Raw genomic sequence first — 25,818 nt, 5'->3', positions numbered from 1 at the left:
GGTAATTTCCTCAGGCGCTCTTGACTTGCAGGCCGGGCTCCACCGCAGAAGCGCGCCAGGCAGGCAGCAAGCCCACCAGCACACCGACGGCAAGAGCAAGCACGAACAGTCCGGTGAACATCAAAGGATCGAGTTTCGCCAGATCGGTAAAACCATCGTCCTGCAGGCGCAGAATCTTCAGCCCCAACATGGTCAGGGGCAGCGCCAGTACGCCGCCAATCACGCAAACCACGCTGGCTTCGATCACGTGCTGCGTAAAAATCGAACCTCGCGTGGCACCCAGCGCGCGGCGAATGCCGATCTCGCCACTGCGACGCATGAACTTGGCCGCAAGCAGACCCGCCACATTGACCATGCACAACAACAGGAACGATCCGGCCATCCAGACGTTCAGACGCACGTTGTCGGGAATCACATTCTGTTTCTCCAGCCATTGACTCACACCAAGCAGCTCCACCTTGGCGATTTTTTTTCCGAATCCGGCAAGCGACTTCTGCTGTTCGACGTAGTGCGTCAGGTATTCGCGGTAACTGGCCACCTGTGCCGGTGTATCCAGTTGCACCCAGTAAGAAAGCCAGGCGCAATGCTGAGGATCAGGCGCCGCTCCGGGCTTTTGCGTCACGCTGTCATCGCAACCGTCCGGGCCGTATGCCGACATTCCCGCATCGAGCGCCGCGCCATAAGGAACAAACACGCTCTCATGCTCGCTGCCGCTAAACGACCAGCTTGCCAACTCATAAAAGTGGGGTTGCGGCGCGTACGCCGCGCTGACACCGATGACCTGGAACGGCTTGTTGTTGATGCGCACCACGCGATCCACCGCATGGGTCGTGCCGAACAATTGCTGCGCCAGGTTTTCATCAATCACCGCGACAGGTCGCCGATCGGCATCTTCCGTTGCGCTCCACGACCGCCCGTAGCGTAGAGCGACACCGAACATCGGCACGAAATCGCTGGTGGTTGCCAGCAGGTTCTGATCCTTCTGCCGGTGAGCTCCGTTGCCATCCTCGACATCGGCACTCATGTCCGCCAGAGCCGTCTGCCGCATAGCACGATGGGCGCCGAGCAACGCCTCGGCATCCGGCATCCTGATGCGGTCATAGCTGGATATCGTGATGCCGGCCATCTTGAACACTTCAGTATTGAAGGGCTTGGCCTGCACCGTATCGACCCACGCCAGATACAGGTGATCGCTGCGACCCGGCAGCGGATCGGCCGACAACATGTGCAACAGCGCCAGCGTAGTCATGCTGGCCGCCAAACCGAGCGCCACCGTGAGCACCGCCAACGTCGTGCTTTTCGGAAAACGTCGAAGCCCATGCAGCGCCAGCTTGAAGTTGTAACGAAACATGGGTCGATCCTTCCTTGGGCAGGTAGCTTTTATATCGTCACGCCGCCCTGGTCGCCACCACCGGCGGCACGCGCGCGGCGCGCATCGCGGGGCCGAGCACGGCGAGTTGTCCGAGCAGCCACAATACCGCGGCGCTGATCGGCAAATAGAACAGCGGCAGCCGCGGCAGTTCGTAGTGCGCCATCAGGATCAGGTTGAGCAGCACCGCCAGCAGCAATCCGATCACGATGCCGGCGCTGACGATCAGGAAATTCTCACCCTGGAAATAACGCAAGATGTCCGTGCGCGTCGCGCCGATCGCACGACGGATGCCGATCTGCCGCGTGCGCTGCTGCACCCAGAAATTCGCCAGACCGGTGATGCCCAGTGCAGTGACGAACAGCAGCCCGAGCGCGGAGGTGAGCAACAGACCGATCATGGTGGTATCGCGCTGGAAGTAGTCGCCGCGCATCTGCTCGAACGTGCGCATGTTCTCCGCTGGAATGATGCGATCGGGATTGACCTGAAAAAGCCTGGCTGCGGCAGCGCGCAGAACTCGCTGCCGATCGTCCGGCTTGCTGCGCAACAGATAGGTCACCTGCGCATTGTTCGGCAACATTGGATAGATCATCGCGAGCTGGTTGCTGGTCGATTCGCGCAGATGCGGACGCAGCAGCGTACCGACGACACCGACCACTCTTATCGGCTTGTCTGCACCGCTGTAGATGCTCTGACCGAGCGGGTCCTTGCCCGGATACAGACGATCCGCCAGCGCCTTGCTGATGATGGCCGTTGGCACCTCCGTCCCCGTCATGTATTCGTCTTGATGAAAATCGCGCCCCTCCACCAGGTGCAGGCCAAGCGCGCCTATCTCGCCGGGCGAACCGCCGAAGACCGCTGGCTGCATGCACAGGCCGCTTTGCATCATCGAGTGTGCGGCGATGGCCTTCGCCATGTCCTCGGCGCTCGCACACGCGCCATAGGACGATTCTCCGTCGCCCAACGGCAACGAATCGACTGCCACCGCAGCGGTGACTCCGGGCAGCGCGCGCAACGCCGCCAGATCAGCAGCGTGCTGCGCTTGCGGATTGCCGCCTTTCCGGATCATCTCGCTATCGAGCATCGACAGCGCGGCTTCGTCGACCCCGCTGGACAACGTCACTTGTCCAACGCGCTCGCTGATCATGAATGCGACATTGCAGACGATGGCGCAGGTCACTGCCACCTGAAGCATCAACAGCAGTGCGGTCAACTTGTGATGGCGCAGGCTGGAAAGTATCGGACGCAATGGCATGGCACCACTCCTCATAGCGTCTTCAGTTGCAACGCGGGCGTGATCCGGCACGCACGCCACGCGGGCAACAGGCCGGCCAGCATGCTGGCGAACACCGCCAACAAGAGCGTGCCGATCAGCATCGATGGGTCCATCTGCGCGAGGTGCGCGTAGTCGTCCGGTCGCCGTCGCACGCTCCACAGGCCGACCTGCGCGATCACCAGCCCGAGCACGCCGCCAGCCAACCCGATCACCATCGACTCCACGCCCATCTGCTGAAAAATGTCTCGCCGTCGTGCACCCAATGCGCGCCGCACGCTGACCTCGCCACTGCGGCGCAGAAACTTCGCCAGCAGCAACGCCACGATGTTGACCATGCACACCAGCAGAAATCCGAGTGCGAGCCACAGTTGCAGGCGCACATCGGCAGGCACCAGCTTCTGATGGTCGAGCCATTCCATCAGGCCATACAGATGCGCATTTCCTGGCGCGCGCTCGAATCGCCCCAGGCGTTTCTGGTTCGTCGAGTAATCGATCAGAAACTGTCGATACGCAGCGACCTGCGTCGAATCCTTCAACTGCACCCACACCTGCAGCCACGTCACCGTCGGCGATTTCATGTCGCCGTCGAACGAGGACCACGCGGACACGTTGCCGCTGGTATCGAATTTCAGGTCCAGGGCGGCAGACAGCGGCACAAAAAATTGATCGGCGGCACTGAACACCCTCGCCGATGCATCCGCATAGAACAACGGCTGTGGCCGCCAGTCGGCAGCCACGCCGACCACGCGGAAATCGGTATCGTTGAGACGGACCATTCGCCCGGTGGCATCTGCCGAACCGAACAGTTTGCGGCCGAGCGTTTCGCTCAACACCACGACGTGTTCGCGTGCACCGTCTGCCGATGCAGCCCAACCCTGACCGTGCACGAATGGCACGCCGAACATCGCGAAGAAATCTGCCGTCGTGTAATGACCATCGACATAGAAGGGCCGCAGGTCCGTGCGCTCCGGTTTCACCAGCAGATGCCCGCCGGCCATCGCAGCCTGTCGCTCGGCCCGATGCGCGGAGACCAACGCCATCGCATCGGGCCAGCTGAAGTTGACGCCCGGGTCCGGCCCGTATTCGCTCTTGTGATAATCCAGTGGCAACGGATCGAGATGCGGGTAGTAGATTTCACCGCTACGTCCCGGCAGCGGATCGCCCGACATCACATGCAACACGGTAACCATCGTCATGCTCGCGCCGATGCCCAGCCCGATCGCCAGCACCATCAACGCGGTGAGCACCTTGTTGCGCTTCAAGCTGCGCAGTGCGAGGTCCAGATAATAACCAAACATGCTTTGCACCCTCGTTGTATACGACCACCGCCTAAAGGAACGGATCCATCACACCGAACGCGTGGCCACCGCCGGCGGCACCGCCGCCGCGCGCAACGCAGGCCCGAGCACGGCGAGCTGGCCGAGCAGCCACAACGCCACCACGCCCAACGGCAAGTAACGAAGCGGCATCCTGGGCAGTTCGAAGTGCTTCATCAGCAGGAGGTTCAATGCCACCGCCATCAACATGCCGATGGCGATGCCCACACTGACGATGATGAAATTCTCGATCTGGATATAGGCGAGGATGTTGCCGCGCGTGGCGCCGATCGCGCGCCGTATGCCGATCTGGTGCGTGCGCTGCTGCACCCAGAAACTCGAAAGCCCGCTTGAGACTGCGCAGCGCGAGATCGATGTAGTAGCCGAGCATTCCGTGTCTCCCCATTTGCAACGTCGATCACACCGATCGGGTCGCCACCACCGGTGGCACGGCGGCCGCACGCATCGCCGGGCCCAGCACCGCGAGCTGGCCGAGTCCCCACAGAATCAATGCGCCGATCGGCAGGTAGTAAAGCGGCAACCGCGGCAATTCGTATTGCGTCATCAGCAACAGGTTCAGCGCATAGGCGAGCACCATGCCGAGCACGATGCCGAAGGTGACGATGAGAAAATTTTCGATCTGGAAGTAATGCAGGATGTCGCCGCGTGTGGCACCGATCGCGCGGCGGATGCCGATCTGCCGACGTCGCTGCGCTACCCAGAAACTGGCGAGGCCGACGATGCCGAGTGCGGTGACCAGCAACAGCGCGACGATGACGCCGATGAGCATGCCGGCCATCACGCGATCCTGGCGGAAATGACGCTCGCGCAGATCGGTAATGGTCTGGCTTTGCAATTGATCGACTACCGCATCCGGCGCGACCGTGGCAATGGCCGCACGCGCATCGCGCAGCACGCGCCACAACTGCGACGGATCCGCGCGCAGCAGATAGCGACCGGAAAGATTCGGGCCCGGTTGCGCCGGCGTAAACACCGACCACTGGATGGTCGAAGGGCCACCTTCGCTGCCTTCAGCCTTCGCCAAGTTCGCTACCACGCCGACGACGCGAAAGTGAAATTTGTCGCACCAGAATTCCTTGCCCAGTGCATCAACACCCGGCCAAAGATGATCGGCCAGTGTGCGCGTCACCAGAACGTTGGCGTTCGACGGAACAAATTGCTGAAGCGGCTGGTACTCGTCCGATGACGGTGCGCGACCTTCCACCACTTGCAACCCGAGTGCCTTGAAACTTTCAGGCCCTGCCACGTAGAAATCGACGACGCCGCCGAACTGTTTCCCGGCACTGTCCAGCGTGATCCCCGCCGTGCCGGCGTGTTCCCCGAATGGCACCTGGTTGATGACGCTGACCGACTGCACGCCGGGAATCGCGCGCAGCCCGGATGTGACGCGCGCATTGAGATCGGTCGACTTGGCGTCGTCGTAACCGGTAAGGCTGATGGTGGCGAGCGAGCGTTCGTCCACGCCGCTGTCGACGTGCATCAGCCCGACGCGGTTGGCGATGAGGAAACACGCGTTGCACAACACGGCACACGCGAGCGCGATTTCGAGGGCGATCAGCAACGTGGCAAGCCGATGTCGACGCAGTGCGGAAAGGACAGGTTGAATCTGCATGTGCGTTTCCTCAGAGCGTCTTCAGTTGCAGGCCGAGCGCCACGCGGCTGGCGCGCCACGCGGGCACTGCGCCGGCCAGCAAGCTGGCGACGATCGCCATGACGAAGGTGGTCAGGAACATCATCGAATCCAGGTGCAGCAGATCGGCGTATTCCACCGGTTGCTGACGGATCAGTGCGAGGCCGAGCAAGGTCAGCAGCCACCCGCCGATGCCGCCGATCAGGCCGATCAGACCGGCCTCGACCAGGCACTGCGCGAGCACCGCTCCCTGGGTCGCGCCCAGTGCGCGGCGTACGCCGATTTCACCCGAGCGACGCAGGAATTTTGCCAGCAGCAAACCGACCGTGTTGAACAGGCAGATCAATAAAAACGCGAAAGCCAGCCATGTTTGCAATCGCACATCGCTGGGCACCACCTGATTGAAATCGAGCCATTGCATCAGGCTGCGCAACGTCGTGTTGTCGGCATGCGTCAGGCGACCCAGCGCTTTCTGCTGCGCGGCATAGTCGGCGATGAAACGTCGGTAGTTGCTGGCCTTGGCCGCGCTGTCGAGTTGCACCCACAGCGCGACCCACACGCAGGGCTTGTCCTCGATCTTCGTGTCGGCGTCGGGGACGTGCCAACAGGTAAAGATGTTGGTGCCGCTGGCATTGATGTCCAGCGAGCTGGAGAACGGCATGAAGACGTCTTCCGGCTTGTTGTAGAAACTCGCGGTCTTGCCGTTGCTGAAGCGCCCTCCCGCGACGTCATAGAACTGCGGCGAAGGACGCCACGGTGCGAGCACGCCGATAATGCGCACGTCATTGTCTTTCAGCCGCAAGGTGCGGCCCACGCTGTTGGCTCCGCCGAACAGCTTGATGTTGAGGTCGGACGAAATCACCGCGACACGCGAACGACTCTGATCATCCTGCGGCTGCCAACCCCCACCGTATTGAAACGGAACGTCGAACATCGGAAAGAAATCCGACGTGGTCGAAAGCATCTGGGCCATCAACGGCGGCTGGTTGACCTCCGGTGCTGTCAATCGAAGTGAGCCGCTGGCCACCATGGCCTGGCGATCCGCCCTATGCGCGGCCCACAGGTCCATCGCCGAACGGTAATCCATCATGTCCCAGGCTTCGTGCGTGTGCCCGGGATCCGGATCTGGCGAAGGGTCGACCTGCGGATAAAACAACGTGGCGCTGCGGGTTGGAATGGGATCGCCCGACAACAGATGCATCACCGTCAGCGTGGTCATGCTCGCGCCGATACCGACGGCGATCGCGATCACCATCAGCGCGGTAAGCACCTTGTTGCGCTTGAGGCTGCGCAAGGCGAGGTCGAGGTAGTAGCCGAACATATCCATTACTCCACGAAAGTCATTCAACGTCGCGACGGTAGGAGCGCACCCTGTGCGCGATGCTTTTCACGATGAGCGCAATCGCGCACGACCGAACAAAGTCTCTCGCGCACGGAGTGCGCTCCTACGCGCATCGCGTTCACGCCGATCTAGTCGCCACCACCGGCGGCACGGCGGCTGCACGACGTGCCGGGCCGAATACGGATAGCTGGCCGATCACCCACAGCGCGATCGCGCCGCACGGCAGGTAGTACCAGGGCATGCGGTTCAATTCGTAGTGCTGCATGAGGTAAGCGTTGATGCCGAACGCGAGCGCCATGCCGAACACCACGCCTGCCGTGCTGAGCAGGAAATTCTCGGTCTGGAAGTACCGCATGATGTGTCCGCGCGTGGCGCCGACGGCACGGCGCACACCGATCTGCCGGCGACGCTGGTTCACCCAGAAACTGGTGAGGCCGACGATGCCGAACGCGGTGACCGCGAGCATCACCACGCACACCAGCACCAGCATCCACGCCATGCTGCTCATGTTCGCGAAGTACTTGGTGCGGATCTCGCTGTAGGTCTGCCCCTTGGCCACGGCACCGGGATTGATGGTGGCGAGTTTCAGCTCGGCCTCGCGCACGATGCGATCACGGTCCTGCGGATCGCAATGCATGACGTAGTACGCCTGCACGCCTTTGGATCCAGCGGCACCGAGGGGGAAAAATGCCGTGCTGTAATTCTGCCCGCCGATGTTGGGACGCAGGACATCAGCCATCACGCCGACCACGGTGTAGTAGTGCCCGGTGGTGTACATGGTCTTGCCCAGCGCCGGCTGCCCGGGCCACATCTTCTCCACCAGACTTTTCGTGAGCACCACCGCATGGGTTTCCGGCAACGGCGCGCTGCCGAGGCTGCTGTTGGCGTAGTCGTCGTCGTTGAAGAAACGACCCTGCACCACACGCAATCCCAACGTCTTGTCGATGCCCGGACCGACGAAGAACAACGAGACGTTGGTGGTGCTCTGGTCGGTAATCGTCGATTCCGGCTTGGTGCCGAAACTCCAGCCCCAGTTGTTGGTGCTCAGCGGGAGCGTGCTGATCACCGCCGCCGATTGCACGCCGGCAATGCCGCGCAGGGCCGCGAGGTTGCGTGGCACATCGCTGCCGGCGAGTTTGTCGTCGGTGCCGCGCAAGGTCACGGTCACCAGGCTCTGTTCGTCGATCGCATTGGGCAGATGGATGTCGGACACGCGCTGGCTGATCATGAACACGGCGTTGCACAGCACCGCACACGCCAGCGCGATCTCCAGCACGATCAGCGTCGCCGGAATCATGTGCTTGCGCATGCTGGCGAAAATCGGTCGGATTTCCATGATCATCTCAGGCGGCCTTCAGTTGCGGAGCGGGAGCCAGCACGCAGGCGCGCCACGCAGGCAGGATGCCGGCGATCAGGCTTGCCACGAGTGCCACGACAAACGTGAAAAGAAACATCGCCAGATCCAGATGCGCGAGCGATGCGTATTCGGCCGGCTGATGACGAATGCCCAGCAGGCCGAGTTCGGCAAACACGAGGCCAAGCACGCCACCGGCCATGCCGACGATCGCGGCCTCGACCATGAACTGCGCGAAGATCGCACTGCGCGTAGCGCCAAGCGCGCGACGCACACCGATCTCGCGCGAGCGACGCAAACATTTTGCCAGCAACAAGCCAACCGTGTTGACCACGCAGATCAACAGAAAACCGAACGCGAGGCCCGCCTGCAATCGCACATCGTCCGGCACCACCTGCTGATCGCGCAGCCAGCCCATGAGATCGAGCAGGCTGGTTTCCGATCGCTGGAATCGGCTCAGCGATACCTGTTGTTTCGCATAGTTGGCGAGATATTCCTTGAAGCTTGCGATGGAGGCGGCATCACCGAGCTCCACCCATACGCCGACCCACATGCAAGGCGCGGCCTCGAGGTGATCCATGTCGCTGACTGCGGCGTAGCACTCGATGTCGCCCGGGCCCATCTTGATCGCGCGGCCGGATTTCAGCGGCAGGAACACCGCGTCGCCATCGCCGTAACTGCGTCCGCCCAGATCCTGCGAATAGAAACGTGGCTGCGGCGCCCACGGCTTGAGTACGCCGGTGATGCGGAAGTCATGGTCGTTGATGCGGATGACTTTGCCGACGCTGTTGGTGCCGCCAAAAAGTTTGTCGTTGAGGAAACTCGCGATCACCACTTCCTGCGCGGCGCCCTCATCGTCGTTCGCATTCCAGCCACCGCCGAACTGAAACGGCGCGTCGAACATCGCGAAGAAATCCGCCGTGGTCATCACGGTGTCGCTGAAAAACGGATGGCTGTTCGCCTGCAGCGGCATTACCTTGGCCTGGCTCAACACGATCGCCGCCTGGCGCGTGGCGCGACGTGCGTGCAGCAGATTCATCGCGTCGGGATACGTCATCGTCGGTGCCGGCTTGGTCTCGCCCGCCACGTAACCGTCTTTCGGATTCGGATCGATCTGCGGATAGAAAAGTTGCGCGCTTTTTTGCGGCAGCGGATCGCCAGACAGCAATCGCAACACCGTGAGCGTGGTGATCGTCGCGCCGATACCCAGCGCGAGCGCGAGGATCATCAGCGTGGTGAGCACCTTGTTGCGCTTGAGACTGCGCAGCGCGAGATCGAGGTAGTAGGCGAACATCAGTCATGTACTCGCGTTGAGATGAGGGTGATGAAAAGCAGGGACGAGAGAGGGGTGGCAAGAACGAAAGCTGGAGCATGCAGCGGCGTGCAGGAGACGAACCGGTTCGCGCGAAATGCGCGGTCCCGACTCTCCTCTCGCGACTCTTTCCTGATCTTCATCACACCGACCTCGTCGCGACCACCGGCGGCACCGCCGATGCACGCAAGGCCGGACCAAGCACGGCGAGTTGTCCGATGATCCACAGCGCGATCGCGCCGATCGGAAAATATTCCGCGGGCAGACGCGGCAATTCATACTTCGTCATCAGGAACAGATTGATGGCGTAAGCCAGCGCCATGCCGAGCGCGATACCGATGGTGGCGAGCAGAAAATTTTCGGTCTGGAAGTAATGCAGGATGTTGGCGCGGGTCGCGCCCAGCGCGCGTCGCACACCGATCGTGCGCCGCCGCTGCGACACCCAGAAGCTCGCGAGCCCGACAATGCCCAGCGCGGTGACGATCAGCAGCGCGATGATCACCCCGGCCAGCATGCCGGCCATCGCCCGGTCGTCCTGGAAGTACCGGTTGCGTATGTCGTCGAAGCTGCGCTGGGTGGTAACCACGCGCAGCGGATCGATCTTCTTCAGCGCCGCCAGCGCGGCGGTCATCACCGCATCGCGATCCTGCGCCCGCGTGCGGATCACGTAGCTCTCATCCTTGCTGGCACCCATGCGGATGGGCACCACCATGGTGTATTGCGCGGAGGACGTGTCGTAGGCGTTCGGTCGCACCAGGCTGTCGAGTACGCCGACCACGCGCAGCGCGACCGTCGGTGTCAGCCACACCTCGCGACCGAGCGGATTCTGTCCGGGCCACAGGCGTTCACCCAGCGTGCGGGTGATCAGCGTCACCGATGGAATGTTCTTGCTGTCACCGGTACCCAGCGCTTTCAGCACGACATCGACGTTCATGAAGTCATCGGGTTGCAGATCGCGTCCCGAGATCAAGCGCGCACCCATGGTTTTGGCGATGTCTTCGCCGAAATACGTGGTCGCGTTGAGCGTGCGCTCCGGCTGGTTCGGGTCGAGCCTGAGGTTGCCGTTGGAAGACGAATTGCCGAAGGGGACCTCGTTGGTCGACGCCACCGAGATCACGCCCGGCACCTGACGCAACGCGGCGACATCCTCGCTGATGCGCGCATAGGGATTGGGCGGTACCACCGCGTCAGCCACCTGGATCTGCAGCAGTTCGTGCTCGGCCACGCCGCTGGGCATATCCATGCGCTGCAAACGCTGGCCGATCAGGAACACCGCGTTGCACACGATCGCGCAGGTGAGCGCGATCTCCAGAATCAGCAGCCAGGAAGTGAGCTTGTGCCGGCGCAGCGTGGAAAGAATCGGAAGGATGTCCATGGCAGCCTCAGTTGCTCTTCAGTTGCAGGGCGGGAGCAATCTGGCAGGCGCGCCACGCTGGCAGCAGACCGGCCAGCAACGTGGCGCACAGCGACAGCACGAACGTCGCGTACAACATGGCGGGATCCAGATGTGCCAGCGCCGCATAGTCGGAGGGACGTTGGCGCACCAGCCACAGGCCGAACATCGCCAGCAGCAGACCGCCGACACCGCCGACCAGACCGACCACGCCGGCCTCCATCAGCAGTTGCGCGAACAAGGCGCGTCGCGATGCACCGAGCGCACGTCGCACACCCAGCTCGCCGGCGCGACGCATGAACTTGGCGAGCATCAAACCGACCGTATTGACCAGACACACCAGCAGAAAGCCGAACGCAAGACCGGTCTGCAGGCGCACGTCATCGGGCACCACCATGTTGTAGTCGAGCCACTGCATCACGTTGCGGAGACGCACGTTCGGTGCGCGCTGGAAGCGGCCGGCGGTTTTCTGATCCTGCGAATAGCGCAACAGGAAATCCTTGTATGCGGCAGCCTTGGCAGGCGTATCCAATTCAACCCAGAACTGCAGCCACACACAGCCGTCCATCGGCAGGATGCCGGCCGCACCGCCCCCGCTGTTGCCCCAGCAATCGGAAGAGCCATTGCGGTCCAGCCGCAGCTCCAGCATGGTCTGCAGTGGCAGGAACACCTGCTCGGCGTAAGCGAACGAACCGGTGTTGAGATCGTAGAAGTGGGGATTCGGCTGCCACTTGTCGAGCACGCCGACGATGCGCCAGGAAACACCTGCCAGCCGCACCGAGCGGCCCACGCTGTTGGCTCCCTGGAACAGCTTGTCGTTGAGCGATCGCGCGATCACCACATCACGTGCGTGCGCATCGTCATCGGCGGCAGTCCAGCCGGTGCCGTAGAGAAACGGCGCTTCGAACATCGGAAAGAAATCCGCCGAGGTGTAGCGCGCTTCCACGTAGAACGGATCGAGCATCGATTGCTCGGGCATCAGCGGTACCGAACCGCCGGTCATCAATGCCTGCCGATCGGCACGTTTCGCGCGCAGCAGATTCTGGCCATCGATCAGGGTGACCTGATCCGGCGGCTCCTTGCTCGAGGTCATGCCCTTGAGGTCCTGCGGATCGAGCTGCGGGTAATACAGCTGCGCGCTGCGACCCGGGATGGGATCGCCCGACAGCACATGCAGCACGGTGAGCATGGTCATGCTCGCACCGATGCCCAGCGCGATCGCCAGCACCATCAAGCCGGTGAGCATGCGATGGCGCTTGAGGCTGCGCAAGGCCAGATCCAGATAGTAGCCAAACATGCGCTCAGGCTCCGCTCGGAAATGAAGCATCGGAAAACGAGCGACGGATGGCGGCAGCGCCCGTGATCGGCATCGCGTGACTTCCCCAAGCCGCGATACTAGCGCTCCCGCCATCCACCACCCGACTCTTTCTGTTCGTTGTCATCACACCGACCTCGTCGCCACGACCGGTGGCACCATCGACGCCCGCATCGCCGGACCGAGCACCGCCAGCTGGCCGATGATCCACAGCGCGATCGCGCCGATCGGGAAATACGTCGCCGGCAGACGCGGCAATTCGTACTTCGTCATCAGGAACAGGTTGATGCCATACGCCAGCACCATGCCGAGCGCGATGCCGATGGTGGCGAGCAGGAAATTCTCGGTCTGGAAGTAATGCAGGATGTCGTGCCGCGTGGCACCCAACGCACGGCGCACGCCGATCATCCGCCGCCGCTGCGCGACCCAGAAACTGCCGAGGCCGACGATGCCCAACGCGGTCACCAGCAGCAGCGCCACGCAGACACCGATCAGCAGTCCGGTCATCGAGCGATCGTTCTGGAAGAAATTCCCGCGAATCTCATCCCATGTCCGCTTTTGCACCACGATGCGATGCGGATTGTTCTGCTTCAGTTTTTCCAGCGCGATTTTCAGCACGCGTTCTCGGTCACCCGGCGCGGTGCGAATGACGTATTGACCCTGCGCAAGCTTGATCGGAATCACCGCGCTGTAGTTGGCCGTCGAATCGTCCTCGATGGAAGGGCGCACGAGGTTTTCGAGAATGCCGACCACCTGCAGCGGAATCTTGCCGATGTAGATCGACTTGCCCAAGGCATCCTGGTCAGGCCACAAACGCTTGGCCATCGATTGCGTGATGATTGCCGTGGCGGGAAACAGCTTGGTGTCGCCGCTGCGAACGCCCTCCATCACCGCATCCATGCTGCGATAGTCATCTGCTCGCAGATTGCGTCCGGCGATCAGCCGCGCGCCGTACGTCTCGATCAGGTTCTCGCCGTAGTAGGTGCTGGCATCGATCATCGACTTGGGCTGGTTGGGATCGATGCGGATGCCGGCGTTGTTGGAAGAACTGCCGAACGGTACCTGCGCGACAGAGGCCACTTGCGTCACGCCCGGAATCTGCCGGATCGCGGCGAGGTCTTCCTGCGCACGCGCGAACTCGTCGGCCTTCGCGCCAATGCTGGCCAGTTCGATCTGAATCAGTTCGTGCTCGGCCACGCCGCTGGGCATGTGGATGCGTTCGATGCGCTGGCTGATCAGAAACACCGCGTTGCAGATGATCGCGCAGGTCAGCGCGATCTCCAGGATCACCAGGAACGCGGTGATTTTGTGTCGGCGCAGCGTGGTGAGAATCGGCAGGATATCCATGGCGTTCCTCACTGGCTTTTCAGCTGCAGGGCGGGCGTGATCTGGCAGGCGCGCCACGCCGGCAGCAGTCCGGCGAACAACGTGGATACCACTGCCGCCACGACCGTGGCTGCGAGCATGGCCACGTCCATGTGCGCGAGTTCGGCGTAATCGGAAGGCTGGCGTCGCACCAGCCACAGGCCGACGAACGCCAGCAGCAAACCGCCCGCGCCGCCCGCAAGTCCGATCACGGCCGACTCCATCAGCAACTGACCGAACACCGCCCGCCTGGATGCGCCAAGTGCGCGACGCACGCCGAGTTCGCCTGAGCGGCGCAGGAATTTCGCCAGCATCAGGCCAACCGTGTTGACCAGACACACGAGCAGAAATCCAAGTGCGAGCCACGTCTGCAATCGCACGTCGCTGGGTACGACCTTGTTGATGTCGAGCCATTCCATGAGGCTTGGCAAACGCACGTTGGCGGGCCGCTGGAAACGGCCCAGCGTTTTCTGTTCCTGCGAATAGTGCTCAAGAAAATCGCGATAGCCGGCAACCTTTGCCGGGTCGTTGATCTGCGCCCAGAACTGCAACCACACGCACGAAGCGTTCTCGAAATGCGCTTCGTCCGCGCCGCCCCTGCCCCAGCAATTCCTGGAACCGTTGAGCGGCAAATGCAGATCGCGCGACGTCGACAGCGGCATGAACACGCTCTCGACGCCCGAATAATCCCCCATGTTCAGATCGTAGAAATGCGGGTTGGGCCGCCAGTCGCCAAGCACGCCAATGATGCGGAATGCGGTGTCCTTCATGCGCAGCGTCTGACCGGTGCTGTCCTTCCCGCTGTACAGCTTGTTGTTGAGTTCGTTGGTGATCACCACGACGCGCGCGCGCGCCTCATCGTCCGCCGCGGTCCAGCCGTGGCCGAAGCGAAACGGCGTGTCGAACATCGGGAAGAACTCCGCCGTGGTATAGCGCGCGTCGCTGAAGAATGGATCCAGTGCCGATTGCGTCGGTTGCACGGGCACGGCGCCGCCCGTCATCAGTGCCTGTCGATCCGCGCGCTTTTCGCGCAGCAGATTCATGCCGTCGATCCAGGTGACCTGACGCGGTGGTTCTTCGCCGGCTTCGTAATCCGCCATGTCGCGCGGGTCGATCTGCGGATAGAACAAGGTCTGGCTCTTGCCCGGCAGCGGGTTGCCGGTCAGCACGTGCAGCACGGTGAGCATGGTCATGCTGGCGCCGATGCCGAGCGCGATCGCCACGATCATCAGGGCAGTGAGCACGCGGTTGCGTTTCAGGCTGCGCAATGCGAGATCGAAGTAGTAGGAAAACATGCGTCAGACTCCGATCGTCGGGTCAAGGGACAAGGGCCGAGCCGCAAGGGGCGTGCAGGCACCGCCGATGTCGGTGCTTTCGAACTCGTCCCGCGCAACTCGTCTCTCGCCCCTGTTTTTCATCACACCGACCTCGTCGCGACAACTGGCGGTACGCGTGACGCACGCAATGCCGGCGCGAGCACCGCGCCCTGCCCGAGCAGCAGCAGGATCACCGCGCCGATACACACGAAGATCAGCGGCAGGTGATCCTGCGCGTAGCTGGCGACCATCCACAGATTCAGCGCGAGCGCGAACACCGTACCGAGCACCACGCCGGCGATGCTGATCAGGAAATTCTCAGTGAGAAAGTACGTGAGGATGTCCGACTGTTTCGCGCCGAGTGCGCGACGCACACCGATCTGCCGACGTCGCTGACCAACCCAGAAACTGGTGAGTCCGACGATGCCTGCGGCGGTTACCGCCAGCAGCACGACGCAGATCGACGCCATCAACTCGACCATGCCTCGGTCGCGCGCGTAAGCCGTCGCGCGCAACGTGCCGTAGTCGATCACGCCGGTTTCCGGATCGATCACGCGCGCATTGTTGAGCGCAAACAGGCTGTTTCTTGCGGCCTTCATGGCGTCGGAAAGCTGGCCGGGTTTTGCGCGCACGACGTAGTCGCTGTGATTGGCAAGCAGGCGCAACGGCATCAATGCCGACTGATCCGAAAACGAATCCGACGACGCGATCGTGTATGGCGTATGCAGATGATCGAGGATGCCGATCACCGTGCTCGGTTTTGTGCCGGGACCGAAATAGATCGTCTTGCCCAACGCATGGCCGTCGGGAAACATGCGCAGCGCAAGCGCACGCGTGATGATCGTCACCGGCGGCTCGGTGGGACTTTGCGGATCGAGCGGCACGACTTCGTCGGAGCGGAAGTTGCGCCCGGCGATCAGGTGCAGGCCGAGCACACCGATCGTGTGATCGTCATCGAAATACTGCGCGGCATGACTGGTTTCGCGACGCTGGTCGGCACTGTGCAGAATGCCGCTGTCCCAGCCGTTGCCGCCCAGTGGCTCGGAGTCCGTGGCATACGCATCGACCACTTGCGGCAATTGCCGCAGCGCCGCGATATCCGCACGCATCAGCGCGTCGATGTCGTGCGGCTGACCGACCCATTCGTTCTTCACCACGAACAGATCGCGTGTGTCGATGCCAACCGGTTCGGACAGTTTCGCCGCACGCTGGCGAATCATGAAAAGCGCGTTGCACACGATCGCCAGCGTCAACGCGATCTGCAACGCGATCAGCACGGTGCCGGCCTTGTGGCGTCGAAGCGCAGCGATGATGGGCCTGATCTGCATGCGTCCCTCAGTTCGACTTCAACTGCCAGGCTGGCTGCACCTGTGCAGCGCGCCAGGCGGGATAGAACGCGGCGATCAGCGTCGCCACTATCGCCGTTAAAACGGTTAGCGTGATGAGCCACAGATCGAAGTGCGCGAGCCGGGCGATCGCCGCTTCGAACACCACGCCGATGGCCAGGATGCCCAGTGCGGTGAATGCCAGACCGACCAGCCCGCCGGCCAGCCCGACCATCGTGGCCTCGGCGAGAAACTGCGCATAGATCGCCTGACGCGTTGCACCCAATGCGCGACGCACGCCGATCTCCGGCGCACGACGCATGAATTTCGCCAGCATCAAACCCACTGCATTGACGAGGCACACCAGCAGAAAACCCGCCGACACTGCCAGTGACACCGGCGTTTCGGACGGCACGACGCGGGTGTAGTCGAGCCAGTCCTGCAGGTTGTGCATCTGCGCCTGCGGCGGCCAGTTGAAGCGTCCGCTCTGTTGCTGTTTTGCGCCGTAACCTTCGAGAAAACTGCGGAAGCGCGACTGCGCCGCGGCGTCGGGCAACTCCGCCCAGAACGCGATCCACACGCACTCCGAATGCAGCCAGCCTTCGAATCCCGGTGCGGAATTTTCATGGCATGCATTGTTGCCGTTGGTCTGCGTGTGCAAATCGATCGCACGATTGAACGGCACGAAGATGTCCGGCTGATCACCAAACGCCGAATGGTTGGAGACGTCGTAGAAACGTGGCTGCGGATTCCAGTTGTCCAGAACGCCGGTGATACGAAAATCGTGATCGCCCAGATGGATGCTTCGCCCAACGCTGTTGGCGCCGCCGAACACGCGGTCGTTGAGCTGGCGGCTGATCACCACCGCACCCGCGTGCGCGTCATCATCGGCACGGCTCCAGCCGGCGCCGAAACGAAACGGCAATTCGAACATCGGAAAGAAATCCGCGAACACCGCATGACCCTGCACGCGGAACGGCTCGGCACCCGTGCGCTCCGGCGTCACTGCGTAACGGACCGGATACAGCGCGGTCTGCCTTTCCGCTTCATGCGCCTGCATGAAGGCCATCGCATCGCGATACGTCACCGCATTCGGCGGCTGACCATTTTTCACGATGTCATTCGGTCCCCAGTTGTCCAGCTGCGGGACGAACAACTGCGAGGATTTGTCGGGCAACGGATTGCCCGACACCACGCGGAACACCGACCACGTCGTCATCGACGCGGCCACGCCCAAGCCGATCGACATGACCATCAGCAGCGTCAGCACCGGATTGCGGCGCAAGCTGTAGAAGCCGAGTTGAACGTAGTGGATGAACATGGATGTTCCCGGCGTGCGCTCAGGCCGCCCGCGTCGCCACGACCGGCGGCACGTTGGATGCGCGCCGCGCCGGCACGAACACCGCGAGTTGACCGAGCGCAAGCATCGCCAGCACGCCGACCCCGACGTACAGCACCGGGATGCGTGCCATCTCGTACTGGGTCATCAGCCACATGTTGAGGCCGACGGCCATGGCGATGCCGATTACTACGCCCGCACCGGCGATCATCAGGTTCTCCATCTGGAAGTAATGCAGGATGTCGATCTTTCGCGCACCCAGCGCGCGACGCACGCCGATCTGCCGATGCCGCTGGCCCACCCAGAAACTGGTGAGCCCGACGATGCCCGCCGCGGTGACGCACAACAACACCAGCGCCACCACGGCCATCAGGATCGCCATGCCGCGGTCGGCTTCGTAGGCGTCATGACGAATATCCGCAAATGATTTCACGCTGTTGTCGTCGAGCACGCGCATCGGGTTCACCGCATACAACGCTGGCGTGACGGCGCGCATCGCCGCTTCCAGCCGACCGGGCTTGGCGCGTATCGCATAGCGCGCGAAGTTTGCGTCCAGCCGCACCGGCGCCAGCGTCGAGTTGTACGTAGTGTCGTCGCTGTTGAAGAGTCCCGGCGCTTGCAACTTCTCGACCACGCCGACGACGGTTACCGGCTTGCCGCTGCCGTTGAGATAGGCGGCCTTGCCGACCGCGTCGCCTTTCGGAAACAGCTTGTCGGCAAGCACTTTGGTGAGTATCACGATGTCCGGATCTTTCTGATCGCGAAAGCCCTGGTTGTGCACGTCGCCCGCATTGAACGCGCGCCCGGCGATGAGATGCATGCCCAGTGTGGGAAACATCTGGTCGTCACCGAAGTAGTAGGTCGTGCGACCGAAAGCCTTCTTTGAATCCGGCTTGATATCGATCGCGCCATTCCACGATGAGCCGAGCAGCGGCAACGAATTGATGGAGCTCACCGATTGCACGTCCGGCAGCGCTCGCAATGCGGCGAGATCCTCGCGCTGCATCGCGTCGAGTTTTGCAATGCTGTCTGCATCGTCGCCGGACGGTGCGCCGACCCACTGCTGACTGAGCAGGAACAAATTGCTTTCGTCGATGCCCGTGGTGCGCCCGACCCGCTCGATGCGCTGGCCGATGATGAAGACGGCGTTGCACACGATCGCCAGCGTCAGCGCGATCTGCATCGCGATGAGGATTACGCCGGCCTTGTGCTTGCTCAGTGCGGCAATAAGCGGATGCAGGGTCATGGGGATGTACCTTTTACTGTCCAGTGAAGCCGGCTCTTGTCGAGGAGTGCGGCCACGTAAGGCCGCTTTTTGCGCAGGAAAAACACGTCAATTGCTTTTGAGCTGCCACGCGGGTTGCACGCGGGAGGCACGGAACGTGGGATAGAGACCGGCAAGCATCGTGGCCACCACCGCGACCAGCAGCGTAATCACCAGCAGCGAGACATCCAGCCTGGCGAGGTCCGAAATGCTCTTCGGCAGCACGAAGCCGACACTCGCGACACCGGCGCCGGTCAGCAGGAGGCCGAGCACGCCACCGGCCAAACCGACCACGCCCGCCTCGGTGAGGAACTGCGCGTAGATCGCATTGCGTGGCGCACCCAATGCACGGCGCACGCCGATCTCGCCGCTGCGACGCAGGAACTTTGCCAGCAACAAGCCGATCGTGTTGACCAGGCACACCAGCAGCAGGCCGACGGCCACCAGCAATGAAACCTTGGTGTCGCTCGGCACGACATGCTCGTGTTCGAGGAATGCCGGCACATCACGCAGGCGGATATTCGGCGCCCAGCCGAAGCGGCCGGCTTTCTGCTGATCACGCGCATAGGCGGTCAGGTAATCGCGGTAGGTGCTGACCGCGGATGAATCATCCAGTTCGGCCATGAACGCGATCCACACGCAGCTCGAATGCTGCAGGCCGACGAAACCCGATTCCTTCGGCGTCTCGTTGCAGTTGGTGTTGCCGTCGTTGGGAATGCCCACGTCGATCGCGCGCTGGAACGGCACGAACACATCCTCGACGCCTTCACTGAAACCACCGCTGTTGACCACGTCGTAATAGCGCGGCTGCGGATTCCACTTGTCGAGCACGCCGACGATCCGATAGTCCTTGCCTTCGATGTTGAGCGACTTGCCCACGCTGTTGGTGTCGCCGAAAAGTTTTTCGTTGAGCTTGGCGCTGATCACGGCCACCGCGGCACGTTGCGCGTCGTCGTTCGCGCTCCAGCCGCTGCCGTATTTGAACGGCGCATCGACCATCGGAAAAAATTCGCCGTACACCGCGTGGCCGCTGACGTTCATCGGATGCCTGCCCGCCTGGGCCGGCACCACCGACGGTGCGATCTGATACAGCGCCGATTGCAGCTTGGCGCGATGCTCGCGCATCAGCGTGGTGGCGTCGGTGTAATTCATCGCGTCACTGGGTTCGCCATCGTCCTTGTCGCTGCGTCCGCTCGGACCCCACGCATCGATCTGCGGCACGAACAGCTTCGACGACTTCCATGGAATCGGATCGCCCGATACCGCACGAAATACGGACCAGCTGGTCATCGACGCGGCCACGCCGAAGCCGATCGCCAGCACCATCAGAGCGGTGAGCCCGGGGCTGCGCTTGAGGCTGCGCAAGGCCAGTTCGAGGTAGTAGCTGAACATTCCACGTGCTCCTGGAGTTGTCTCCTCCCCTGCGAAGCAGGCGAGGGGTAAAAATCAAACCGACCGCGTCGCTTCCACCGGGGGCACCTTCGACGCACGCAACGCCGGCGCCAACACCGCGCACTGTCCGAGTACCAGCAGCACGGCCGTACCGACGATCACGTAGCCCAGTGACAGGCGCGCCATTTCGAATTGTGTGACCACCCACAGATTGACGGTCACCGCCATCACGATGCCGATCAGCACGCCGCCGATGCCGATCAGCAGATTCTCGGTAAGGAAATAACGGAGGATGTCGCCGCGCGTGGCGCCGAGTGCGCGACGCACGCCAATCTGCTTGCGTCGCTGGCCGACCCAGAAACTGGTGAGCCCGACGATGCCCGCGGCGGTGATCGCCAGCAGCATCACGCTGATCACGCTCATCAGGATCGCCATGCCGCGGTCGCTCTTGTAGGCATCCGCGCGTATGTCGGCATACGTCTGCACACCGTTGTCGCGATTGATCACACGCATGGGATTGGCGGCAAGCAATGCCTTGGGTGCGGCGCGAACGACGTCGTCACGCTGGCCGGGCACTGCGCGCACCATGTAGTTCGCACCTGCCGAATCCATCAACTGGTAAGGCACCAGGGTCGCGTAGTCGGCCCACTTGGCGGCAAAGTTGTCCACCCATGGCGCCTGCATGCGCTCGACCACGCCGACGATGACGCTGGGCTTGGCCGAAACGTAGACCATCTTGCCGAGTGCCGATCCGTCAGGAAACATTCTTTCGGCCAGCGCGCGGGTGACGATGACTTCCGCCGGCGCCACGTGGTCCGGCCCGGTGGCGCTGATTTCGTCGGCGTGGAAATTTCGCCCTGCCACCAGTTTCAAACCCAACGTGGCAAGCGCGTGGTCGTCGACGAAATAGACGGCCGTACTCGTGACCAGGGCGAGTTTGTCGGGTGTGTGTCCGATGCCGTAGACGGTGCCGCCCTCGGCCAACGGCCACGCATTGGTCGCGTAGACATCGACAACACCGGGCACCTTGCGCAGCGTGGCGAGATCCGCGGCAAGCATGGATGCATTTTCGCCAGCCGCCGGCTTGCCTACCCAACCGTTCTGGATCACCAGCAGGTTCGCTTCGTCGACGCCACTGGTCTGCGCCATGTGCGCCATGCGCAGATGGATGATGAACAGCGCATTGCAGACGATCGCCAGCGTCAGCGCGATCTGCAGAGCGATCAGCAGGGTGCCGGCCTTGTGGTGCCTGAGCGCGGCGATGATGGGCTTGATCTGCATCGTCGTCGTCCTAGTTCGACTTCAGCTGCCAGGCCGGCTGCACATGCGCCGCACGCCAAGTCGGATAAAGCGCTGCTACAACCGTCGCTGCCATCGATACCAGCAGGGTCAGCCCGACCAGGGTCAGGTTGACTTGGGCCAGCCGCGCGATCGCCGGCTCGAACACCAGGCCGATGCCGAACACGCCCACACCCGTCAGAAGCAGTCCGAGTAGTCCTCCAGCAACGCCGATCGCCCACGCCTCGATCAGAAACTGCACGTAGATCTGGCGGCGCGACGCGCCAAGTGCGCGACGCACGCCGATCTCTCCCGCGCGGCGCATGAACTTGGCCAGCAGCAACCCGACCGTGTTGACCAGACAGACGAGCAGAAAACCCAGCGCAACCATCATCGACACGCGGGTCTCCGGTGGCACGACCTGTTCGTGGTCAAGCCAACCGACAAGGTCGAACAACTGTGCGCCACCCGTCCAGCGGAAGCGGCCGCCGCGCGTTTGTTCGGCGACGTAACCTTCGAGGTAGCTCTTGTAGTGCGTCACCGCGGCGGCGTTCGGCAACTCCAGCCACAGCGAAACCCAATCGCATTCGGAATGCAGCCAGCTATCCCATCCCGGCGCGCGACCCGTGCTGCCGAAACAGTTGTTGTTGCCGGTGGTGGCGCTTTGCATGTCCACTGCCCGCGTGAATGGCAGATAGAAATCCGGCGCATCGGCGAACGAGCGATTGTTGTTGACGTCGTAGAAACGCGGTTGCGGATTCCAGTCGGCCGTGACGCCGACCACGAGGTAGTCGTGGCCATCGAGATTCAACGTGTGGCCGACGCTGTTCGTGCCGCCGAAGAGGGACTGGTTGAGCTGGCTGCTGATGACAATAACGTTCGCGCGCTGCGTGTCATGTTCCGATGCCCAGCCGTTTCCGTAGCGGAATGGCACGTCGAACATCGGAAAGAAATCGGTGTACGTCGCATAGCCATTCACCGTGAACGGCTGGCTGCCCGCGCCTGGTACCACGGTGTAGCTGACCGGATAAATCGCCGTCTGACGCTTTGCTTGATGTGCGCGCATCAAAGCCATGGCGTCCGTGTAGCTCAGCGAGTCGGGGATGTCGCCACCGCTCTTGCGGCTTGCCGGACCCCAGTTGTCGATCTGCGGCACAAACAGTTGCGCCGATTTGTCCGGCAACGGATTGCCGGAAACCGCACGAAACACCGCGTAGGTCGTCATGGATGCGGCCACGCCAAAGCCGATTGCCAGCACCATCAGCGCCGTGAGCAACGGATTGCGCCGAAGGCTGCGCAATGCCAAACGAAAGTAATAGCCAGTCATGCCACGCATGGCCGCTCCGTGCGCTTCGCGTTGTCAACGATTTGGCCGTTTGAGTGCAGGGTCTTCATACGGATCGCGTTGCCTCCACCGGAGACACTTTCGATGCGCGTATCGCCGGCGCCAGCACGGCGCCCTGCCCCAACGCGAGCAGCGCGATCACGCCGATGCCGACGTAGATCAGCGAGAGCCGCGCCATTTCGAATTGCGTGACCATCCACAAGTTGATCGCGATCGCCAGCACCACGCCGACCGCCACGCCGCCGATGCCGATCAACAGATTTTCAGTGAGGAAATAACTCAGGATGTCGCCGCGCGTGGCGCCAAGCGCGCGACGCACGCCGATCTGCTTGCGACGCTGGCCGACCCAGAAACTGGTGAGCCCGACGATACCCGCGGCAGTGATTGCGAGCAGCACCGCGCTGATGATGGCCAGCAGAATCGCCATGCCGCGATCGCTGTCGTAGATGCGCTTGCGGATCTGCACGTAGCTGCCGCCATCGTCAGGATCGATGATGCGCAGGCGATTCTGCGCGTAGAGTGCACGCGGCACTTCGCGCATCGCATCGGCAAGCTGGCCCGGTTTGGCGTGCACGATGTAGTACACGCCCGTCGCGTCCTGACGCGCCGGCCAAAGCAGCGATTCGTAGGCGTAAGCCTTGTTCCACTGCGACACGCCCTGCCGTTGCAGGCGCTCGACGATGCCGACGATGACGGTCGGCGTAGTGGACATCGCATAGATCGGTTTGCCCAGCGCCGAACCATCGGGATACAGATGGTCGGCCAGCGCTTTGGTCACGATCACCACGGAAGGAATGACCACCTGTCGCGGCGCCATGTAGACGACTTCGGCGGCGTTGAAATTGCGGCCGGCGATCAGCTTCACGCCCAGCGTGTCGAGCATGTGCTCGTCGCCCAGGTAGATCGATGCATCCGTGGTCGGTGTGAGCTGCTCGGGCTTGCGCATGATGAAGTTGTCCCAGCCGCCACCGCTCAGCGGATAGGCGTCGCTGGGCGATGCATCGCTGACGCTGGGCAATTGACGCAACGCGACGAGGTCGGTGCGCACTTGTGCGTCGGCCTGCTCCGGCGACATGTGCCCCGCCCACTGGTTGGGGATTACCAACAGGTTGGCTTCGTCGACGCCGGTGGGTTCGGAAAGATGCGCAAGTCGCTGCTGGATGATGAACATCGCGTTGCACACGATCGCCAGCGTCAGCGCGATCTGCAGCGCGATCAGCACGGTGCCGGCCTTGTGGCGGCGCAGCGCGGCGAGGATGGGCTGGATGTGCATGCTCATGGAATCCGCCTCAATTCGACTTCAGCTGCCAGGCGGGTTGCACCTGTGCTGCGCGCCATGCCGGATAGAACGCCGCCGCCATCGTGGCGAACACGGCCACGAGCAGAGTCAGCGCGATCAGCGAAAGATCCAGATGCGCGAGGCGCGCGATCTCCGGCGTGAACAGCAGTCCGACGCCTGAAACGCCCGCCGCCGTGAGCAACAGTCCAAGCACACCGCCCGCGAGTCCGACGGTGCCGGCTTCCATCAGGTACTGCACGTAGACCTGCCGACGCGACGCGCCGAGCGCACGGCGCACCCCGATCTCCGAAGCACGGCGCAGAAACTTCGCCAGCAGCAAACCGATCGTGTTGACCAGGCAGATCACGAAAAATCCCAGCGCCAACAGCAGCGAGATGCGGCTTTCCGGCGGCACCACCTGCTGGAAATCCAGCCACTGCATCACGTCGCGCAGGCGCACGTTGGGCGCCCATGCAAAGCGACCGGCGTGCTGCTGATCCGCGGCATAGGCTTCGAGAAATTTCTGGTAACTCGTCACATCCGTCGCGTTATCCAGTTCGACCCAAGGCGTGACCCACACGCAGATGCTGTGCATCCAGTCGTCCCAGCCGGAAAAATTCAGATGGCCGCGACAGCTGCTGCCATTCGGGCTGACCTGCATGTCTACCGCGCGATTGAACGGCAGGTAGAAGTCGGTGGGCTGTTGAAAAGGACTGCCGTTGAAGAGTGCAAAGAAGCGTGGCTTGGGATCCCAGTGACGGGTGACACCGACGACGCGATATCCATGGCCGTCCAAGGTGACTTCGCGGCCCACGCTGTTGGCGCCGCCGAATATTTTCCGGTTGAACTCTTCGCTCAGCACCACGGTTGCCGCACGCCCATCGTCCGCGCCCGAATCCCAACCATCGCCGTAGAGAAACGGCACCTCGAACATCGAAAAGAAATCACCGGTGACTGCATAACCGTTCGCGGCGAATGGAAGGCTGTTGCTGCTTTCCGGCACCACCGACATGCTCATGCCGTACAGCAGCGTCAGCCGCTTCGCCTTGTGCGCGCGCTGCAAAGCCATCGCATCGGTATAGCTCAGCGCGGCCGGCGGCTCGCCCTTGATGTTCTGCTGCGGACCCCAGCCATCGACCTGCGGCGTGAACAGCTGCGCGGATTTGTCCGGAATCGGATTGCCCGACACCGCGCGGAAGATCGAATACGTCGTCATCGACGCGGCCACGCCGAAACCGATCGCCATGACCATCAACCCGGTGAGTACCGGATTGCGCCGAAGGCTGCGCAGACCCAAGTGCAAGTAATAACTCAACATGCACTTCTCCAGGAAAAGACGGGGCAGCGCGAGTGGCGAGCGGACGTTTTCATACCGATCGCGTTGCCTCCACCGGAGACACTTTCGATGCGCGTATCGCCGGCGCCAGCACGGCGCTCTGCCCCAACGCGAGCAGCGCGATCACGCCGATGCCGACGTAGATCAGCGACAGCCGCGCCATTTCGAATTGCGTGACCATCCACAAGTTGATCGCGATCGCCAGCACCACGCCGACCGCCACGCCGCCGATGCCGATCAACAGATTTTCG

The 25,818-nt window shown here is 62.5% G+C and carries 19 protein-coding genes and 2 pseudogenes; all 21 read right to left on the bottom strand.

Annotated elements, in window-relative coordinates; translation table 11 throughout:
* Positions 1-10 precede the first annotated feature (10 nt).
* Complete coding sequence (locus GSQ73_RS16185; protein WP_158885819.1) at positions 11-1,351, bottom strand: ABC transporter permease; 1,341 nt, start codon at positions 1,349-1,351, stop codon at positions 11-13.
* A 37-nt stretch (positions 1,352-1,388) separates the two neighbouring features.
* A complete protein-coding gene (locus GSQ73_RS16180; RefSeq protein ID WP_158885817.1) occupies positions 1,389-2,624 on the bottom strand; it encodes an FtsX-like permease family protein in 1,236 nt (411 codons plus the stop codon).
* An 11-nt stretch (positions 2,625-2,635) separates the two neighbouring features.
* On the bottom strand, positions 2,636-3,943 hold the full coding sequence (locus GSQ73_RS16175; protein WP_158885815.1) for an ABC transporter permease: 1,308 nt from the start codon (positions 3,941-3,943) through the stop codon (positions 2,636-2,638).
* A 48-nt stretch (positions 3,944-3,991) separates the two neighbouring features.
* Positions 3,992-4,309: pseudogene (locus tag GSQ73_RS16170) on the bottom strand (FtsX-like permease family protein); the annotation flags it as partial.
* 70 nt (positions 4,310-4,379) lie between these two features.
* Complete coding sequence (locus GSQ73_RS16165) at positions 4,380-5,594, bottom strand: FtsX-like permease family protein (RefSeq protein WP_158885811.1); 1,215 nt, start codon at positions 5,592-5,594, stop codon at positions 4,380-4,382.
* Between the two features lie 10 nt (positions 5,595-5,604).
* Positions 5,605-6,933 carry an ABC transporter permease gene (locus GSQ73_RS16160; RefSeq protein WP_158885809.1) on the bottom strand — a complete coding sequence of 443 codons (1,329 nt, stop codon included), beginning with the start codon at positions 6,931-6,933 and terminating at the stop codon, positions 5,605-5,607.
* A gap of 139 nt (positions 6,934-7,072) precedes the next feature.
* A complete protein-coding gene (locus tag GSQ73_RS16155; RefSeq protein WP_158885807.1) occupies positions 7,073-8,290 on the bottom strand; it encodes an FtsX-like permease family protein in 1,218 nt (405 codons plus the stop codon).
* Positions 8,291-8,297: 7 nt separating this feature from the next.
* Entirely contained in the window at positions 8,298-9,602 is a 1,305-nt protein-coding gene (locus tag GSQ73_RS16150) for an ABC transporter permease (RefSeq protein ID WP_158885805.1), read from the bottom strand.
* 160 nt (positions 9,603-9,762) lie between these two features.
* Entirely contained in the window at positions 9,763-10,995 is a 1,233-nt protein-coding gene (locus GSQ73_RS16145) for an FtsX-like permease family protein (RefSeq protein ID WP_158885803.1), read from the bottom strand.
* Positions 10,996-11,002: 7 nt separating this feature from the next.
* The gene (locus tag GSQ73_RS16140) at positions 11,003-12,310 is read right to left on the bottom strand and encodes an ABC transporter permease (protein WP_158885801.1); all 1,308 of its coding nucleotides are present in this window, start codon (positions 12,308-12,310) and stop codon (positions 11,003-11,005) included.
* 144 nt (positions 12,311-12,454) lie between these two features.
* Complete coding sequence (locus GSQ73_RS16135) at positions 12,455-13,675, bottom strand: FtsX-like permease family protein (protein WP_158885799.1); 1,221 nt, start codon at positions 13,673-13,675, stop codon at positions 12,455-12,457.
* Positions 13,676-13,683: 8 nt separating this feature from the next.
* On the bottom strand, positions 13,684-14,988 hold the full coding sequence (locus GSQ73_RS16130; RefSeq protein WP_158885797.1) for an FtsX-like permease family protein: 1,305 nt from the start codon (positions 14,986-14,988) through the stop codon (positions 13,684-13,686).
* A 122-nt stretch (positions 14,989-15,110) separates the two neighbouring features.
* Positions 15,111-16,337: an FtsX-like permease family protein gene (locus GSQ73_RS16125; RefSeq protein WP_158885795.1), complete on the bottom strand. Its 1,227-nt coding sequence runs from the start codon at positions 16,335-16,337 to the stop codon at positions 15,111-15,113.
* A 7-nt stretch (positions 16,338-16,344) separates the two neighbouring features.
* Positions 16,345-17,655 (bottom strand): ABC transporter permease, encoded by a 1,311-nt coding sequence (locus tag GSQ73_RS16120; protein ID WP_158885793.1) that lies wholly within the window; start codon positions 17,653-17,655, stop codon positions 16,345-16,347.
* A 19-nt stretch (positions 17,656-17,674) separates the two neighbouring features.
* Positions 17,675-18,919: an FtsX-like permease family protein gene (locus tag GSQ73_RS16115; protein WP_158885791.1), complete on the bottom strand. Its 1,245-nt coding sequence runs from the start codon at positions 18,917-18,919 to the stop codon at positions 17,675-17,677.
* Positions 18,920-19,006: 87 nt separating this feature from the next.
* Positions 19,007-20,329, bottom strand: a complete 1,323-nt coding sequence (locus GSQ73_RS16110) for an ABC transporter permease (protein WP_158885789.1) — start codon at positions 20,327-20,329, stop codon at positions 19,007-19,009.
* Positions 20,330-20,383: 54 nt separating this feature from the next.
* Positions 20,384-21,610 carry an FtsX-like permease family protein gene (locus GSQ73_RS16105; protein ID WP_158885787.1) on the bottom strand — a complete coding sequence of 409 codons (1,227 nt, stop codon included), beginning with the start codon at positions 21,608-21,610 and terminating at the stop codon, positions 20,384-20,386.
* A 10-nt stretch (positions 21,611-21,620) separates the two neighbouring features.
* Entirely contained in the window at positions 21,621-22,934 is a 1,314-nt protein-coding gene (locus GSQ73_RS16100) for an ABC transporter permease (protein WP_158886556.1), read from the bottom strand.
* Positions 22,935-22,998: 64 nt separating this feature from the next.
* Positions 22,999-24,231 carry an FtsX-like permease family protein gene (locus GSQ73_RS16095; RefSeq protein ID WP_158885785.1) on the bottom strand — a complete coding sequence of 411 codons (1,233 nt, stop codon included), beginning with the start codon at positions 24,229-24,231 and terminating at the stop codon, positions 22,999-23,001.
* A gap of 10 nt (positions 24,232-24,241) precedes the next feature.
* On the bottom strand, positions 24,242-25,549 hold the full coding sequence (locus tag GSQ73_RS16090; protein WP_158885783.1) for an ABC transporter permease: 1,308 nt from the start codon (positions 25,547-25,549) through the stop codon (positions 24,242-24,244).
* Between the two features lie 49 nt (positions 25,550-25,598).
* Positions 25,599-25,818 (bottom strand): annotated as a pseudogene (locus tag GSQ73_RS17935) (peptide ABC transporter permease); the annotation flags it as partial.

Source organism: Rhodanobacter sp. L36 (assembly GCF_009765755.1).
Lineage (GTDB): Bacteria > Pseudomonadota > Gammaproteobacteria > Xanthomonadales > Rhodanobacteraceae > Rhodanobacter.
The sequence above is the reverse complement of the archived record's forward strand: the minus strand, read 5'-3'. Positions and strand labels throughout refer to the sequence as shown.

Bases quoted from the DNA above. Each gene is read 5' to 3' on its own strand.
- GSQ73_RS16130 (WP_158885797.1), bottom strand. From the start codon at position 14,988: ATGTTTTCCTACTACTTCGATCTCGCATTGCGCAGCCTGAAACGCAAC.
- GSQ73_RS16175 (WP_158885815.1), bottom strand. From the start codon at position 3,943: ATGTTTGGTTATTATCTGGACCTCGCACTGCGCAGCTTGAAGCGCAAC.
- GSQ73_RS16155 (WP_158885807.1), bottom strand. From the start codon at position 8,290: ATGGAAATCCGACCGATTTTCGCCAGCATGCGCAAGCACATGATTCCG.
- GSQ73_RS16120 (WP_158885793.1), bottom strand. From the start codon at position 17,655: ATGTTCATCCACTACGTTCAACTCGGCTTCTACAGCTTGCGCCGCAAT.
- GSQ73_RS16105 (WP_158885787.1), bottom strand. From the start codon at position 21,610: ATGCAGATCAAGCCCATCATCGCCGCGCTCAGGCACCACAAGGCCGGC.
- GSQ73_RS16125 (WP_158885795.1), bottom strand. From the start codon at position 16,337: ATGCAGATCAGGCCCATCATCGCTGCGCTTCGACGCCACAAGGCCGGC.
- GSQ73_RS16095 (WP_158885785.1), bottom strand. From the start codon at position 24,231: ATGAGCATGCACATCCAGCCCATCCTCGCCGCGCTGCGCCGCCACAAG.
- GSQ73_RS16090 (WP_158885783.1), bottom strand. From the start codon at position 25,549: ATGTTGAGTTATTACTTGCACTTGGGTCTGCGCAGCCTTCGGCGCAAT.
- GSQ73_RS16110 (WP_158885789.1), bottom strand. From the start codon at position 20,329: ATGTTCAGCTACTACCTCGAACTGGCCTTGCGCAGCCTCAAGCGCAGC.
- GSQ73_RS16160 (WP_158885809.1), bottom strand. From the start codon at position 6,933: ATGTTCGGCTACTACCTCGACCTCGCCTTGCGCAGCCTCAAGCGCAAC.
- GSQ73_RS16165 (WP_158885811.1), bottom strand. From the start codon at position 5,594: ATGCAGATTCAACCTGTCCTTTCCGCACTGCGTCGACATCGGCTTGCC.
- GSQ73_RS16150 (WP_158885805.1), bottom strand. From the start codon at position 9,602: ATGTTCGCCTACTACCTCGATCTCGCGCTGCGCAGTCTCAAGCGCAAC.
- GSQ73_RS16185 (WP_158885819.1), bottom strand. From the start codon at position 1,351: ATGTTTCGTTACAACTTCAAGCTGGCGCTGCATGGGCTTCGACGTTTT.
- GSQ73_RS16115 (WP_158885791.1), bottom strand. From the start codon at position 18,919: ATGACCCTGCATCCGCTTATTGCCGCACTGAGCAAGCACAAGGCCGGC.
- GSQ73_RS16145 (WP_158885803.1), bottom strand. From the start codon at position 10,995: ATGGACATCCTTCCGATTCTTTCCACGCTGCGCCGGCACAAGCTCACT.
- GSQ73_RS16135 (WP_158885799.1), bottom strand. From the start codon at position 13,675: ATGGATATCCTGCCGATTCTCACCACGCTGCGCCGACACAAAATCACC.
- GSQ73_RS16100 (WP_158886556.1), bottom strand. From the start codon at position 22,934: ATGACTGGCTATTACTTTCGTTTGGCATTGCGCAGCCTTCGGCGCAAT.
- GSQ73_RS16180 (WP_158885817.1), bottom strand. From the start codon at position 2,624: ATGCCATTGCGTCCGATACTTTCCAGCCTGCGCCATCACAAGTTGACC.
- GSQ73_RS16140 (WP_158885801.1), bottom strand. From the start codon at position 12,310: ATGTTTGGCTACTATCTGGATCTGGCCTTGCGCAGCCTCAAGCGCCAT.